The sequence below is a fragment of the Lysinibacillus sphaericus genome, assembly GCF_002982115.1.
Classification (GTDB): Bacteria; Bacillota; Bacilli; order Bacillales_A; family Planococcaceae; genus Lysinibacillus; species Lysinibacillus sphaericus.
The window spans coordinates 499,333-514,354 of sequence record NZ_CP019980.1; the positions used below are offsets into that span (position 1 = coordinate 499,333).

Annotated in this window: 14 protein-coding genes; 9 read left to right on the forward strand and 5 right to left on the reverse strand. The window is 36.5% G+C overall.

What is annotated here, in order from left to right:
• Positions 1-49: 49 nt before the first annotated feature.
• Positions 50-700, reverse strand: coding sequence for a LytTR family DNA-binding domain-containing protein (locus tag LS41612_RS02500; protein ID WP_024361329.1), 651 nt, complete (start codon positions 698-700; stop codon positions 50-52).
• Positions 701-1,204: 504 nt separating this feature from the next.
• Here LS41612_RS02500 and LS41612_RS02505 point away from each other — a divergent pair.
• The 4 genes from LS41612_RS02505 (at position 1,205) to LS41612_RS02520 (ending at position 4,393) form a co-directional block, all read left to right on the forward strand.
• On the forward strand, positions 1,205-1,999 hold the full coding sequence (locus LS41612_RS02505) for a helix-turn-helix transcriptional regulator (RefSeq protein WP_024361328.1): 795 nt from the start codon (positions 1,205-1,207) through the stop codon (positions 1,997-1,999).
• A 224-nt stretch (positions 2,000-2,223) separates the two neighbouring features.
• Positions 2,224-2,985 carry a membrane protein insertase YidC gene (gene yidC, locus LS41612_RS02510; protein WP_024361327.1) on the forward strand — a complete coding sequence of 254 codons (762 nt, stop codon included), beginning with the start codon at positions 2,224-2,226 and terminating at the stop codon, positions 2,983-2,985.
• Positions 2,986-3,040: 55 nt separating this feature from the next.
• Positions 3,041-3,289 (forward strand): hypothetical protein, encoded by a 249-nt coding sequence (locus LS41612_RS02515; protein WP_024361326.1) that lies wholly within the window; start codon positions 3,041-3,043, stop codon positions 3,287-3,289.
• Positions 3,290-3,625: 336 nt separating this feature from the next.
• Positions 3,626-4,393 (forward strand): M15 family metallopeptidase, encoded by a 768-nt coding sequence (locus LS41612_RS02520; protein WP_024361325.1) that lies wholly within the window; start codon positions 3,626-3,628, stop codon positions 4,391-4,393.
• A 331-nt stretch (positions 4,394-4,724) separates the two neighbouring features.
• Here the strand turns inward: LS41612_RS02520 and cls are convergent, their stop codons facing one another.
• The 3 genes from cls to LS41612_RS02535 form a co-directional block, all read right to left on the reverse strand.
• Positions 4,725-6,182: a cardiolipin synthase gene (gene cls / locus LS41612_RS02525; RefSeq protein WP_024361324.1), complete on the reverse strand. Its 1,458-nt coding sequence runs from the start codon at positions 6,180-6,182 to the stop codon at positions 4,725-4,727.
• A 259-nt stretch (positions 6,183-6,441) separates the two neighbouring features.
• Positions 6,442-7,239: a YwqG family protein gene (locus LS41612_RS02530; RefSeq protein ID WP_024361323.1), complete on the reverse strand. Its 798-nt coding sequence runs from the start codon at positions 7,237-7,239 to the stop codon at positions 6,442-6,444.
• Positions 7,240-7,333: 94 nt separating this feature from the next.
• On the reverse strand, positions 7,334-8,494 hold the full coding sequence (locus LS41612_RS02535; protein ID WP_024361322.1) for an MFS transporter: 1,161 nt from the start codon (positions 8,492-8,494) through the stop codon (positions 7,334-7,336).
• Positions 8,495-8,971: 477 nt separating this feature from the next.
• On the opposite strand from LS41612_RS02535, the gene LS41612_RS23275 reads away from it, so the two are divergent.
• Positions 8,972-9,109 (forward strand): Lmo0850 family protein, encoded by a 138-nt coding sequence (locus tag LS41612_RS23275; RefSeq protein WP_004232019.1) that lies wholly within the window; start codon positions 8,972-8,974, stop codon positions 9,107-9,109.
• Positions 9,110-9,188: 79 nt separating this feature from the next.
• On the opposite strand, the gene LS41612_RS02540 is transcribed toward LS41612_RS23275, so the two are convergent.
• Positions 9,189-10,376, reverse strand: a complete 1,188-nt coding sequence (locus LS41612_RS02540; protein ID WP_024361321.1) for an FtsW/RodA/SpoVE family cell cycle protein — start codon at positions 10,374-10,376, stop codon at positions 9,189-9,191.
• Between the two features lie 171 nt (positions 10,377-10,547).
• Here LS41612_RS02540 and LS41612_RS02545 point away from each other — a divergent pair, with 171 nt between their 5' ends.
• From LS41612_RS02545 to LS41612_RS02560, 4 genes are all read left to right on the forward strand, one after another.
• Positions 10,548-11,300, forward strand: a complete 753-nt coding sequence (locus tag LS41612_RS02545) for a hypothetical protein (protein ID WP_029747104.1) — start codon at positions 10,548-10,550, stop codon at positions 11,298-11,300.
• A 202-nt stretch (positions 11,301-11,502) separates the two neighbouring features.
• Positions 11,503-12,582, forward strand: coding sequence for a D-alanine--D-alanine ligase (locus LS41612_RS02550; protein WP_024361319.1), 1,080 nt, complete (start codon positions 11,503-11,505; stop codon positions 12,580-12,582).
• A gap of 11 nt (positions 12,583-12,593) precedes the next feature.
• Entirely contained in the window at positions 12,594-13,961 is a 1,368-nt protein-coding gene (locus tag LS41612_RS02555; protein ID WP_024361318.1) for a UDP-N-acetylmuramoyl-tripeptide--D-alanyl-D-alanine ligase, read from the forward strand.
• A gap of 148 nt (positions 13,962-14,109) precedes the next feature.
• Positions 14,110-14,802, forward strand: a complete 693-nt coding sequence (locus tag LS41612_RS02560) for an alpha/beta hydrolase (protein ID WP_024361317.1) — start codon at positions 14,110-14,112, stop codon at positions 14,800-14,802.
• Positions 14,803-15,022: the final 220 nt, after the last annotated feature.

The following is a 15,022-nucleotide window of genomic DNA, read 5'->3' on the forward strand; positions in this document are numbered from 1 at the left end:
AAGTACAGCAAGCCCTCCTTAAGAGGATACTTGCTGTACTAGGGGATACTTAGAAGCCTAAAGAACGACGGAAATAACTTGCGTAGCGTTGACTAACCGGAATACGCGTTCCATCTTTCATAATTAATAAGAAAGTTGAATGTGAATCTGGTTGAATTTCATCAATATAATCGATGTTTACAATGTATGAACGGTGGCATCTAATAAATGAGTCTGGCGCTAAAAATAGCTCTAAATCACTTAAGTTTAAACGGTGATAACCTTCGCGCCCCATTGTTTTAACAAATGTTTTACGTAACTGTGTTTCAAGATAAATCACTTGATCATGTTTAATCGGGTACCAACAGTCATCGATTTTAATCGTGATGTAGTTTGTTAAAAATGCTGATGGCTTTTGTGGGAAGATAGCGGTAATGGCACCTTTTGTTTCGCCTTCTTCCATTAAAGGAATACTCATGCCATAGTAAGCAACACCAAATACATCAGGTTCGATATAGGTGCTGATTTTTTGCCCATAGCTTAAAGCTTTGTGTGCAGCTGAGCCTTCTTTGATAGGGTCACCCGGCTTAATTTTTAGATCAACCTTTTTGCTCGGTTGGTAGTACAAGTATTCATTTGTATCAGAAATTGCGATTGAAGTATTCTCAGGGAAAAACTCCTTAATAATCTCCATGATTTCTTCTATTTGCTTTGGATCCACTATTAGCACCTCATTTTAACTTTTAAAAATAGTATTATCATCTATTTTACTACATATTCGTATAAATTATATAGAGAAGATTTCGGAATAAAATAGAGATATGTCGATTGCTACATTAAAAAGATGAAAATTGACTTACATAAAATTCAAGGTATTATAATTAATTACTAATTATTTTTAATATGTATATGGTAAAATTTAAATGTCTATTAATAAGTTTACAAGGTTTCTACGGTATTTATATGATAAATTAGAACTAGGACGATGTATAAAATGTGGTTGAAAGGAAATCGCAAAATATGGTAAAATTCACTGTAAAGTATATTTTTTTTAATACTGGTGTTTAAGTTAGGTTATTTTTAAGCTATATTCAATATATAATTGTGTAATAGGACTCAATTCATATGATAAATAAGTAAATACTTTTTTCTTATTTTGAATTTGTAATTTGATGTCAAATATTGTAATGTAATTCGTGCACTCTGAGGAAAGATGGGGAAGATTATGCAACTACATCAACATTCTATGTCAGAAACGATATCAAAAAGATACTTCCAAGAAATCGATAATATTAATCAATACATCGGTGTAGAAGAATTTTTTAATATTGAGTCAAAATTAATATTTGAAATTTACCATTTAGAATCTGCAAAGGCTAAAAAATCTTTGCATGAATTAATTGATATTCTTTCTATACGTTTTGGCAAGCAGGTCATTAAAATAGTGCGAGGTTATTTTTCCGTTTTGTCGTCGATTGTTGCTCGTAAATTGCTAGACAATCAAGTACCTTCGAAGAAAGCCTTTGCTTTTAATATTGCTTGTAATGATATGATTGAAAATCAGATGAAAGACGCAGAATTTTTGCAATTTGCTGATGATTTAATTGATTTCTTTGTGTATTTTATCGCAGATAGAAAGCAACCGACTTTCCGTCATCAGACAGTCAATAAAGTGATTATGTATATCAATGATGAGTTAGAGAACGATTTAACAGTGGAGAGTATCGCGAATAACTTCCATATTAGTACTAGTCACTTGTCGCGTATTTTCAGAGAACATGTGGGCATTACATTGGTCGAGTATTTAAATGTTCGTCGCGTAGAGGAATCCCAATATTACCTACGACATACGAATAAAAGCATTACATCCATTTCAGACCAATTCCATTTTTGTAATCAGAGTTACTTCACACGTATTTTTAAGAAATACACAGGGGTAACACCTAAACATTTCCGTGATGAGCTGCATCATGAATTTTACCGTTTTGAAATGAACGAGACGGAGATGCAAAACGCTTAATATTGTGGGACAATAAATGGCACTCAATGAATAAGAACCATACTGTAAGATGCGATTGTATTAGCGATGCTAAAGCGCGCATCTTTTTTATGTGAACAAACTACCATTATGTCACGCTTCCGTTAACGCCTAAGCGTATTTGATAAGTAGCGCTTGCTATTTGATAAAGGTAGTCTTAATAAGGTATACTTCACATTAGTTGAAAAATAATAGTAGGTGGAAAAATGAAAAATTTGAAGCTATTATCAATGCTTGGGCTTGCTGTTTTTGTATTAAGTGGCTGTAAAGCAGTTGAGAACAAAGAGGGCTTTTTCTATAGTGTTTTTGTAAAACCTATGGAATTTTTACTGGAGTTTTTCGGAAATGATATTTTTTCAGGTAGCTATGGTTTAGCAATCATCGCTATCACGGTTCTTATCCGTTTAGTCTTAATGCCGATTATGTTGAAAAACTATCGTCAGCAACAACTGATGAAAACGAAAATGGATGCCTTCAAACCTGAAATGGAAGCTGTTCAGAAAAAAATGAAGGAAGCAAAGACAAAAGAAGAACAAATGCAATATCAGCAAGAGATGATGGCATTGTACCAAAAACATGGTGTCAATCCTTTAAATATGGGTTGTTTACCAATGTTAATTCAAATGCCAATCATTATGGGTCTTTACTTCTCAATTTTATATTCTGCCGATGTGAAATCACATATGTTCTTATGGTTTAGCTTAGGTTCACCAGACATTGTGATGACAATAATTGCGGGGATTGTTTATTTGGTACAAGCACGAGTTTCTTTATGGACCGTACCAGAGCAACAAAAAAAGCAAATGAAGATGTTTATTTACATTTCGCCAATTATGATTGTCTTTATTTCTATGTCTTCTATGGCAGCACTACCGCTTTACTGGTCTGTCAGCGGTGCATTACTAATTCTTCAAACGTATATTGGTCGAAAATATTATTCGGAGCATCCCGAAAAAGCAGAATCATAAATGAATGAATGTCGAGGCGCGTTGTAGCCTCGATTTTTTTTAGGAGGAAAACAGCATGAATACAAAATGGGTATCTTCAATTTTAGTTGCAATATTTAGTATTGCGGCTATTGTATGCATTATTATCGGCAATTTTAATTTAGCGGTGCTAGCAATGACAATAATGTTTGCTTTGTCAAATGGCTTTAGAGCGAAGAGTTTTAAGGAGCAAGGATATGTTAAAGAGGCGAAATGGATGAAGTATATGGCAATCTTTTTCTCTATTGCTTCCATTGCGGTACTTATTATTATTTTTACAGAATAAGTGGAAATGCTACACTTAAAAATGTGAACAGTGATAAAATAAAACTATCAAAATATAGTGTATTAACTTGCTTTGGCAGTAGCCTTGCCTAATACGGAAAGTGCTATGTATGTACTGCAAACGATTAGGGCAAACCTTGCTGAAACAAGTTAAATACCTGGTGGTTGTCAAAGATGTAAAAGAACTGTCGAGCCGTTTTGAAAAAATCTTAAAGACATTCCGCCGAGGTGTAATTGATTAAAGGTCTTAGGGTTGCTCAAACTCCCATTGAAACGACCTGATTTTGAAATCTCGTTTTGTTTAGCAACCCTGTATCTACACAAAAGGGGCAAAGAAATGAAAAAAAATCGACTACCACTTATTATTGGCGCTATTATTTCAGCGGCACTGATCGTATCTATTTTTATAGTGATTTACTATAAGAATAATCAAGTCAATGTAGCGTCAGATGAAGAACAACCAGTAGCAGAACAAGGCAAAAAAGACAATCCTACAAAAGAGCAACCAAAAACACCCGAAGTAACTGAACCACAAGAGCAGCCAGACGAAAATGGCTATTACCCAAATCAAGCAATGCCGACAGAGCCTACTTATATTGATGGTATTTTACTGGCTAATAAAAAATATCCACTACCATCCACATTTGCACCAGGTGAAAATCCAGAGGCACGTCAAGCGTTAAATAAGATGTTAGCCCAAGCTAAACAACAGGGCTTTAACTTAGTCGCGTTTAGTGGATATCGTTCTTATGAATATCAAACAACATTATACAATAATTATGTTAAGCGCGATGGTCAAGCTGCAGCAGATCGCTATAGTGCACGCCCAGGTTTTTCCGAGCACCAAACAGGCCTAGCGTTTGATATTGGGGAAGTCGGCAAAGAAGATTTATGGTTGACTGAGGAGTTTGGTGAAACACCTGCTGGGAAATGGCTATTTGAGCATGCTGCAGAATATGGTTTCATTTTACGATTCCCTCAAAATAAAGAACATTTAACAGGCTATATGTATGAATCTTGGCATTATCGATATGTTGGAATTGACATTGCTAAGAAAATGAAAGAACAGAATGTTACGTTAGAAGAGTATTTAGGGGCTGAATAAACAAAGAGCTTGGAGACAAAACTTCAAGCGATAACGTACGCAGCGTTACGGTGTGTAATGGGGAAGTAACCACTGTAGCGAACCATAGCAAAAAGTGGCTGGGACATAAGAGAAAAAGTGTTAGATTGAACCTAATCAATCTAACACTTTTTTGCTATGCTGTTGTCCGCTACGACGGTGCTTTCCGCTCAGCACAGTAAGCCGCAACCCTCTGCTTGCGCGCGTATGCCCGCGTCTTACATTATGTGCTGTTCTGAGCTGGAGTCACCGCCTTCGCTACCAACAACTAGTGAACACTTCTAATTTTTTAAATTGCAGAACGAATGGGTTGTTATAATATCGGTGTTAATAAGCGAGAAATAGATTCTTTAAACTTTATCATGCTGGAACGATTTTGATACATTTCCCAAGTTAATTCTGTGCTATCTAAAATGTCCTTTTCAAATAGCTCAGCTAATTGATGAGAAATTTTAGAATCGTAAATAAAGGCATTTACTTCGAAGTTTAAACTAAAACTTCGAACATCGATATTTGCAGTTCCTACTGTAGATGCTTCATCGTCAATAATAATAGCTTTAGCATGAATAAATCCTTTTTCATAAATATAAACCTTTGCTCCTGCACGTAATAATTGGCCCACGTAAGAGTATGTTGCCCAATAAACAAACATATGGTCCGGCTTGTTAGGAATCATAATACGTACGTCAATGCCTGATAAAGTAGCAATTTTTATGGCATCTAAAAAACTAATATCAGGAATAAAATAAGGCGTTTGAATATAAATATATCTCTTGGCCATATTAATCAGCTTTAAATAGCCGATTTTTATTTGTTCCCAATCAGAGTCCGGTCCACTGGAAACGATTTGTAAACCGACATCACCTTTTTTCGGGATAGCAGGGAAGTAACGGTCGGAATAACCCATCTTTTGCTGTGCACATGCTTGATTCCAATCTAATAAAAAGCGTGTTTGCAATGGGTGGACAGCGCTTCCTTCAATACGTAAATGTGTATCTCTCCAATAGCCAAATTTCTTTTGAAGTCCAAGGTATTCATCTCCTACATTAAAGCCCCCGATATACCCAATACGACCGTCAATTACTCCTATTTTGCGGTGATTTCTAAAGTTGAGGCGAGGGTTAAGCAGTGGGAATATGGAAGGGAAAAATACTTCTACTTCACCACCTGCTTCAAGAAGTTCCTTGAAATGTCTCCTTTTTACATTACGAGAGCCCATCTCATCATATAAGAGCCTTACTTTGACTCCTTGTTTTGCCTTTTTAATCATTGCGTCAATAAGACGAGTACCCAAATTATCTAAGCGGAAGATGTAATATTGAATATGGATATGATCTTTAGCTGCTTCGATGTCTTTTAATAGCTGTTCAAATTTGTCTGCACCATCGTCAAAAATAGCAAGGTGATTGTCTTGTGTTAATACCGCATTATTCGTTTTTAAATGCATATAAATCATTTCTTTATAATTTTCGGCATTTTCAATACGAAACTCAAACGTATTATCTCGAATGGTGTCTATTTGATAGCTAATCAGATTATCAATCCCAATATCTTTGCGCCCTTCCCAACGAAACAAATGTTTCCTGCGCAGTTGTCTGCCAAGTAGTAAATATAAAATAAATCCAGCTAATGGCAAGAAAAATAGGACAAGAATCCATGCCCATGTAGAACTAGCATCTTTACGCTCTAAAAATATAATTGTCATCGCAGATAAGATATTTACGAATAAAATTAAAGGTACTAGATATTCTACATCTGTAAAAATGCTCATTCCTGCACCCCTTTACTATATTTCACATTATATCTAGTATAGCTTACTTCACAGGTGGAAAGAAAGGACAGTAAGTGATTTGTTATCATCAAAAAAATTCCCCCCTAAAAAAAGTAGGGACAATGCCTTTGCGTTTTGCGACTTTGAGGGCATAGCTAGCAAACAGTAATCGAAATTAGGCAAGCCCCATCACAAAAAAATAGTGCTGGGGCTTGCTCATTTTGTATTCAGTTTCAAGGCAAGAGGTAAATCAGTTAGCTTATACATAATGTTCCCATTGAAATAGTATATCGCTAAAATCTTGTTGAAGAAGCTTATCACGATTGATAAAGAATTTCCCTACGCCACTATCCGCCCACATAATACCGAACTCATCATTGGAATCTATTTGTAGTAAAAGTACATCATACCGTTGTAGCAGATGAGATTCGTGCCGAATGTCTTCCTCTAAAAAATATGCGTATCCGCCTATTTTAGCGCCAGCTCCTAAAAAATGCTGTAAGTAGATTTCGTGCAAATTAACATCATGGTTTAGGGTACATATTAGACTCGGTAAATAGTGTACAGCTCGATAATCTAAAGCTGAGACAGGTTCCTGTGTAAAGTGGAATTGTAGCGATAACTCTTCTTTAATAGGAAACCAATCATCTGTGGTCACAGCAGGTTTTTCTTGTGTTGGCATTGCTGTTTTTGTTTCTAACGTTGGGTAAAATCGTACTTTATAGAACTGTTGAAAAATGTCTTCCTTATAATGTGCCGCATTGGCAAAAATATTAGATGAAATAAAAAATTGTAAAATACCTTGAGTAGGAAAATCTTGTATTGTTGGTATTTCTGCAAAATTTATTTGAGCTAATAAACGCATCGCTTCACCAGTAATGTCCTTTGGAACTGTTTGATAATAAGGTAAATAAGGTTCACCGGCGAATTTACTTTCTGTTATTGTAGTTGAACGTTTACATGGCGATATAGTGATTGCCGCCAGTAGCGAATCTTCAATTTCAGAGCGTAATGGTTCAAGCTCTCTAGGAAGAGAAAAATTGATTGTTTTATTCATGCAGTATCCTCCGAGTTTACGCTTTCAAACATGGATGTCATATAAGTTTAACAAATACATCTGTTTCTATTAGTTACGACATATAGTACGAAAATTATTCAAGCCTTAAAGTTTTATTTGAAGCCTTATAAATAAAGATTAAAATAATCGAGATAATTGCGATAGCTGCAGCAATATAGTAGCCAAGATTAGATTGCATCGTAAATAACCATGTGAAAAATAGAGGCCCGAGAATACGCCCTAAATTATCCATAGAGTAGGAAAGACCTGCTGCTGTCCCATATTGGCCGCCAGATTCTTTGGAGGATAATGACACGACACATGTTCTTGCGAGGGCATTTCCGGCTGTAAAGATACAAAGTGCAAAACCTGCCATTAATAGATTGCCTGTTAAAGTAAATAAAAGCATACCGATTGCTGTAATGATTTGAGCTCCAATGAGCCAAGATGTTTCTGTGCCATTTTTAATGCGACGAACTACGCCACCTTGTATGGCTGCATCTACAAAGCCACTAAACATAAATAAATAACCGATTTGCAAAGGTGTTATTTGTATACGGTCAATTTGAAAAAGCTGGAATGTTGCTTCTACTCCTGCCAGCATAAAAGTCACTAAGAACGAGAACATAAATAAATAACGAACACGGTATTGAAGCATTTTGCCAACACCTTTTGGGACAATTGCTCTTTTTGTTACATCTTTTCGTTTTTCTGGTTCTTTTAAGACGAAAGTTGCATAAATAAATAATAGTGCGATTAAAGCTGCTGATGCGATAAATGGCAATTGCAAGCTATAATTACCTAACATGCCGCCAATTGCAGGACCGAAGATAAAACCTAGACCAATGGACATGCCCATGAAACCCATGTACTTATTACGATCTTCCTCGCTCGACATGTCACCAATAAAACCTGTTACAGCTGTATACAACGCACCTGAGAATAAGCCACCCACGATACGTGATACGTATAACATTGTTAAATGATCAATGAACATCGAAAAAATAATGAAACTGAGACTAAACCCTACCAATCCTGTTAAAATGAGTTGCTTACGACCGACTTTATCAGAAAGCTTTCCCCAAAGTGGTGCGGTAAAAAAACTTGCAAGAGAATACACTGTCAGTAAACCGCCTACATGGATGTTTTGCCAATCGTTTTGTACGATGACCTCTGGTAGGACAGGAATAATAATTCCAAAGCCTAGGTAGACGAGAAACTGTACTGACATTAAGAGTAAAATTGGTTTTATCATTTAATTTCCTGCTTTCTTACAATATTTCAGTATGTATATTCTACCTCTCTTGTTCTTGCTATTACAAGGGTGCGGTAGGAGAAGCATTTGAAACCAAGACAAGGATTGATTTAGTTTATGTTCAGTTATTATTTTGCGTAACCGTTCATCCACAATAGTTATTCCTTCTTTCACTCCCTCTTTTGGTAGAAGCTTGTTCCTGCTGGCTGGTCAAAAATAATGAAGAACAACGAATAGAATTGATTTGATGAGTTAATAATGTATTTATCAAATTCTATTCTATAGTGTATTTTGTTTGCCTAAAAAAGTGACATTTAAACATAATTTACATTGTAACAAAATTGAAAAATATTAAAGGCGAGTTAAATGGTATGATAGATACAGATAAACTCGTCTGACATCTAACACTTAGAAAAAATGAAACTTTTTTGGAAATAAAACGTTATATAAAATCGAGAAAAGATTGAGGTGGAATGTATGACGAAGGAAGTAGATTTGAAAAAGATTGTTTCGAATTTATCGAAGTTGGGTGTGACAGCTACTGTAACAAAGTCTCGACTTGAACTTTTAAAAGTGCTCACACCACCAACGCAAACTCCGCAAGTTCAAGCTTAACTCGTTTTACAAAAAAGAATGGATAGTTCTCTTTCGAAAGTAGAGAGGCTATCCATTCTTTTTTTATTATTTAAATTTCTTAATCCTCTTCATCGTACGTTGTAAACATGTAAGTACGATAATGGAAACGCATGCTAAAGACTAGCCCGATGGCCAAGGCATTGCCCATTAAAGAACTTCCCCCATAACTTATGAATGGAAGTGGAATACCTGTAATCGGTAGTAGCTGTATTGTCATACCAATGTTTTCGAATACATGGAACGTAATCATCGCGATAATACCTGCACAAACATAAGTTGAAAAAGGGTCTTTCAATAATAATGTTGTTTTAGTTAAATGATAGATTAACAAAAAGAAAATACAGATTACTATACTTGCACCGATAAAACCCCATTCCTCACCGATGACGGTGAAGATGAAGTCCGTATGATTTTCGGCTACGTATACTTCGCGCCCACGGAAGCCTTTACCGAAGATTTCACCAGACCCAATAGCGTTTAAGGAAGTAATCAAATGGTAACCATCACTCGATGAATAGGAGTATGGATCTAGCCAAGAGTAAATTCTGGCAAACTGGTACGCTTTAAATCCAAATGTTTTCTCTAAAAATTCCTGCATGTAAAGTGCCATCCACAGGAGGCTTCCCCCGACGACAGCACCACCTAAAAAAGTAGGTAATAAAATTTTCCAAGAGATACCTGCTACAATAACGAGTGCAGCAGTAATTGCAAAGAAAACAAGTGCTGAACCAAGGTCAGGCTGTTTCATAATAATACCAAGTGGTATAATCAACGTTAAAGCGATTTTACCTAGTAAAATGAAGTCAGACTTAATGGATCTTAAAGAGTAGACTTCATGATGCTTACTAATAAGGCGGGCAAGCGCTAAAATGTAAAAAGTTTTCATAAATTCGGAGGGCTGGATATTACCAAGTGGTGTATGGAACCAGCTTTTAGCACCATTCACAGGCTCACCAATTTGGCCTTTACCTTCCGGCATGAAAATAAGCAAAACTAAAAGAGCAATTCCAGCTCCGTACATATACCAAGCCATTTTTTTATATTGATCAGGCTCGAAAAACATAATGACACCGATAATAAATGCACCAATTACATACCATCTTAGTTGCAAAGGTACGTAATTAATACCATATTGTCCGGAAGTTTGAGCGGATGCAATTGCTAATAAACTAATGACAAGAAAAGTGAAAAGTATAAAAGCGAGCGTCCAGTCAAAACGGTTCACGAAATTTCGTTTATTTTCCATAAAAGCCACCTAAAATAAAATAGTTTAAAATCTGCGCACAGACGCATGTCGAACATTAACATTATAACGCAAAAAACAATTTTACGCCTGAGTATATTGTTGTGACGACAAATAGCATAAAATGTTTCAAAAAATGATGTTTAGTTTTATAATAAAGTGAAGAATGGGGTGATGGATGTGGCTAAGAAATTAAAGTCAGCTGAAGATTTTATGTATCATATATATGTTCATATGAATGATGTCGATAAATTTGTTATATTTAGCGGGCTTAAATTCTCGCAATTCGTGGCTGCTTTAGATCCACTGCATCACTTACTTTTACTAAAGCATTCCTATGAAGACGGATCATTTAATATGCATACACAGTTTGATTATATAGCAGATGAGGAAGTTCCTCGTTTTGTAAAAAAAGCTACGGAGTCGAAAGAATTGTGTTGGGTAGATTTTATGGATGAAAAGAGGCTGGATCAGCTGACACCGATGGAACAGGGAGAACTGCTTTACATAAGTCATAAAAAAGAACCGATTACTTCGCCATTTTTTAATAAATTGCAAAATCGGTTTGTGTATTGTTCTTCGGATGTAGAGAAAATGACGAAAATTTATTTTCGCCATTTAAGTGATTCAGATTTGCTCGTCGCTAATGTGTTTAATACGTTAATACGTGAAAAAGAACGAAGCACAGGTTTTTGGCGCCGTAAAGTAAAATCGAGTATTCCTTCTCTTACGCCGGAATTTTTGCGTGCGTATCGCTCCTTTGCTAAAGAGGGCGCATTGTTGTCACTGTATCGCATTGAGAAGCCGAAAGCCGCATATGGTATAGAAATACGTAACCTGTCAGATTATTCCTTTCCAGATGAGGTCTGGGATGATTTAAATACAATTTTGAAAAACGAGCACGATGAATTGATTCATATTATTTAACTATATAGCAGGTATTTCACCAGCTATAAAGGAATGGAACTCAAGAAAGTGATAGTCAGTCATTTTACTTGGGTGACCAACTTTTGAATGAATAAGGCACTCAAATCTCACCGTCCAAATTACGGTGAGATTTTTATGTCATTTGTCAAGCCGTTTCGTGATAAACTAATAATACTCAAGAAGTATGTGGAGGGCACAAAAAATGAAAAAAAGAATCGGTTTATTATACGGCGGAAAGTCAGCGGAGCATGAGGTGTCATTGTCGACGGCGTGCGCAGTCACTGGAGCTTTGAATTTCGAGGAGTATGAGATATATCCGATTTACATTACACCAGATGGGGAATGGCGACGCGGTGAGCGTTTAGAAAAACCCGCAAATTCGATTGAAGAATTGCAATTTGGTGATGATGCCATTATTTTAGAAAATAATATTACAGCGTTTTTAATTGATAAAAACGGGGCAGCGGTCCAATTTGATGTTATTTTCCCTTTACTGCATGGAACAAACGGGGAAGATGGAACTGTACAGGGTTTACTGGAAGTGTTGAATCTTCCGTATGTCGGTAATGGTGTGTTGGCATCATCTGCAGGTATGGATAAAGTGATTATGAAACAGTTGTTTGAAATTGCGGGCTTACCACAAGTGCCATATACGTACTTCATTCGCAGTGAATGGACGAAAGAGCAAGATGCTATTTTAACGCGTTGTGAACAGAAATTGTCTTGGCCAATGTTTGTAAAGCCAGCAAATTTAGGCTCAAGTGTTGGTATTAGTAAAGCTTCGAACCGTGAGGAACTGATTCAAGCAATTGAGGTAGCATTGCAATTCGACCGTAAAATTGTGGTAGAGCAAGGTATTGTAGCACGTGAAATTGAATTAGCTGTACTGGGCAATGATTTTCCAGAAGTATCTGTACCAGGTGAAATTAAGCCTATGACGGAGTTCTATGATTATGATTCAAAATATAAGGATGGTTCAACAGCATTAATAATTCCTGCTGAACTACCTACAGAAGTTGTGACTAGTTTAAAAGAGCACGCAAAAAGTGCGTTTAAGATTTTAGATGGAAGTGGTTTAGTACGTGCTGATTTCTTTGTCACGGCAGATCATGCCATTTATATTAACGAAGTAAATACAATGCCAGGTTTTACACCTGTTAGTATGTATCCGCTTCTTTGGCAACATACAAACGTAAGTTATCCAGAGCTTATTAATCGACTGATTGCGCTAGCACTTGAGCGCTTTGAAGAAAAACAACAGCTTCACTATAAAAAAGACTGAGTGGGATTATTGTGAAAAAGACATTAAAGGAATTAGCAGCATGGTTAAATGATGAGGTGCCAGCTTTCGGAGATACGATTGTATCTGGTATATCGATTGATACAAGAACAATCTGCCAAGGGGATTTATTTGTGCCATTCCGTGGTGAACAGGCAAATGGTCATAAGTTTGTACAACAAGCTTTTGAAAAAGGAGCGGGTGCTTCGCTTTGGCAAAAAGATGAACCTAACCCGCCCAAAAATGTTCCGTTACTATTTGTGGATGATTCAGAGTTGGCGTTACAGCAAATGGCACGTGCTTATCGTAACGAGCATAAGGCGACCTTTATTGGTATTACAGGATCGAATGGTAAAACATCCACAAAGGATATTTTAGCGGGCACGCTAGCACCGTTTTTTAAAGTACAAAAAACAATTGGTAATTTTAATAATCAACTAGGCTTACCAATTACGATTTTACAGCTCCAAGAGGATACAGAAGTTGCTGTACTTGAAATGGGCATGAGTGGATTTGGGGAAATTGAGTTTTTAACAAAGTTAGCTCGTCCTCATATAACGGTAATTACCAATATCGGTGAGGCACATATGCAAGACCTAGGCTCGCGTGCCGGTATTGCAAAGGCGAAGTTTGAAATTATACAAGGTATGCAAGAGGATGGCGTACTCTTTTATGATGGTGATGAGCCATTATTAAATGAGCTTGTTGCAAAAGAACAAAATTTAAATGCACAGGCGTTTGGTTTAGAACCAGGCGATTTGTTATATGCTGATAATATTGAAGCAACTGCAAGTGGAAGTAGCTTTACAACACATGGTGCTATTGAAGGGGATTTCTTTATTTCTGTTCTTGGGAAGCATCAGGTGAAAAACACTTTAATTGCCATGCTTATCGCGCAAAAACTAGGTTTAACGGATGAGCAAATCCGTACATCTTTAAAAGACGTAACGTTAACAGATATGCGTATGCAGCAAATACAAGGAAATCAAGGTGCATTATTTATTAATGATGCTTACAATGCTGCACCTACGTCGGTAAAGGCGGCGATTCAGTTTATAGCCACTACAACTATTCGCCCTGAAAAGTGGCTTGTCTTAGGTGATATGCTGGAACTAGGGGATAATGAAAAAAGCTTCCATGAAGAGTTATCATTAGCAATTCATGAAGGTGAAATTGACTATGTGTGCTTGTACGGCCCGCGTATGGCTTTCTTGTATGAGGTGTTGAAAGAACGTTTCGACGCTGACCATTTATTATACGACAAGGATGATTTTGCGCCTATCATTGCAAAGCTTCAACAGGCAACAGAGAAATCCATTGTTTTATTAAAAGGCTCACGTGGGATGAAACTAGAAACAATTTTGCAATCATTTACTTCATGATTTGCGGTTGTTGACATAATGAATTGTTACTTGGGGTAAAAATCCGCTCTGGTTTACAGATGCGCTGATTTTTACCCTTTATTAAAAAAATTGGAAAGCATTTTGTATGCTATTGCTAGTAAAACAGCCACTTTTTGAGGTGAGGGTAATGACGATAGGGGTATTATGTATTCATGGATTTTCGGGTGGTGCTTATGAGGTAGAGCCGTTTACCGTTTATTTACAAGCCAATACAGATTGGCTAATCGAGACGCCTACCTTATCAGGGCATGGAGAAGAACTAAAGATGAAAGGCTTTACCGCACAGCATTGGTTAATGGATGCGGAGTTAGCTTTTCGAGCGCTATCGAAAAAAGTGGATGAAGTGATTGTCGTTGGTTTTTCTATGGGTGGCATTATTGCGTTATATTTAGCGAAACGTTATAAGGTGAAGAAGCTTGTACTGCTTAGTGCTGCAGCTAAATACATTAGCCCTAAGCAGCTTGTTAAAGATTTTAAAATGTTAGCAACTGAAGCGTATCATCGCAACCTTTCGAATAATGAGTTGTTTTTGAGATATCGTCATAAGTTCAACAACGTCCCCTTAGCAGCTACGATTGAATTCATGAAACTTGTCCAAAAGGTAGCGCCGTACTATCAGGACATTAAAATTCCAGTGTATATTGTACAAGGGAAATTAGACGGAATTGTGCCCTATCATACCGCTCAATTTTTGTTTGATCAGCTTGCTTCAACAAATAAAAAGTTGTATTTTTCTAACAATGGCAAACACCATATTTGTCATTGTGAAGATTGTTTTGATTGGTTTACGAAGGTTTTAGCGTTTTTAAAGGATAAGTAAATAGTCAGATTATTACGACTCATGCGTTATCGTTGCATACGTTTGATTCCCGTGATAGACTAGTGTAAGCAATGGATACATTTTGTGCGAAGACTCTTCATAATTTGGTTGAAGAGTACTTTTTTTTGAACATAACGGTTTTATTCTAAGTGAATAATTACGCAGAATCGAACCGCTCGGTAAAGACCGGGCTTTCCTTTTCATATAAGAGCTCTACTTG

Excerpts from the sequence above, each read along its gene's own strand:
- LS41612_RS02505 (WP_024361328.1), top strand. The coding sequence starts at position 1,205 with ATGCAACTACATCAACATTCTATGTCAGAAACGATATCAAAAAGATAC.
- yidC (WP_024361327.1), top strand. The coding sequence starts at position 2,224 with ATGAAAAATTTGAAGCTATTATCAATGCTTGGGCTTGCTGTTTTTGTA.
- LS41612_RS02515 (WP_024361326.1), top strand. The coding sequence starts at position 3,041 with ATGAATACAAAATGGGTATCTTCAATTTTAGTTGCAATATTTAGTATT.
- LS41612_RS02520 (WP_024361325.1), top strand. The coding sequence starts at position 3,626 with ATGAAAAAAAATCGACTACCACTTATTATTGGCGCTATTATTTCAGCG.
- cls (WP_024361324.1), bottom strand. The coding sequence starts at position 6,182 with ATGAGCATTTTTACAGATGTAGAATATCTAGTACCTTTAATTTTATTC.
- LS41612_RS02530 (WP_024361323.1), bottom strand. The coding sequence starts at position 7,239 with ATGAATAAAACAATCAATTTTTCTCTTCCTAGAGAGCTTGAACCATTA.
- LS41612_RS02535 (WP_024361322.1), bottom strand. The coding sequence starts at position 8,494 with ATGATAAAACCAATTTTACTCTTAATGTCAGTACAGTTTCTCGTCTAC.
- LS41612_RS23275 (WP_004232019.1), top strand. The coding sequence starts at position 8,972 with ATGACGAAGGAAGTAGATTTGAAAAAGATTGTTTCGAATTTATCGAAG.
- LS41612_RS02540 (WP_024361321.1), bottom strand. The coding sequence starts at position 10,376 with ATGGAAAATAAACGAAATTTCGTGAACCGTTTTGACTGGACGCTCGCT.
- LS41612_RS02545 (WP_029747104.1), top strand. The coding sequence starts at position 10,548 with ATGGATGTGGCTAAGAAATTAAAGTCAGCTGAAGATTTTATGTATCAT.
- LS41612_RS02550 (WP_024361319.1), top strand. The coding sequence starts at position 11,503 with ATGAAAAAAAGAATCGGTTTATTATACGGCGGAAAGTCAGCGGAGCAT.
- LS41612_RS02560 (WP_024361317.1), top strand. The coding sequence starts at position 14,110 with ATGACGATAGGGGTATTATGTATTCATGGATTTTCGGGTGGTGCTTAT.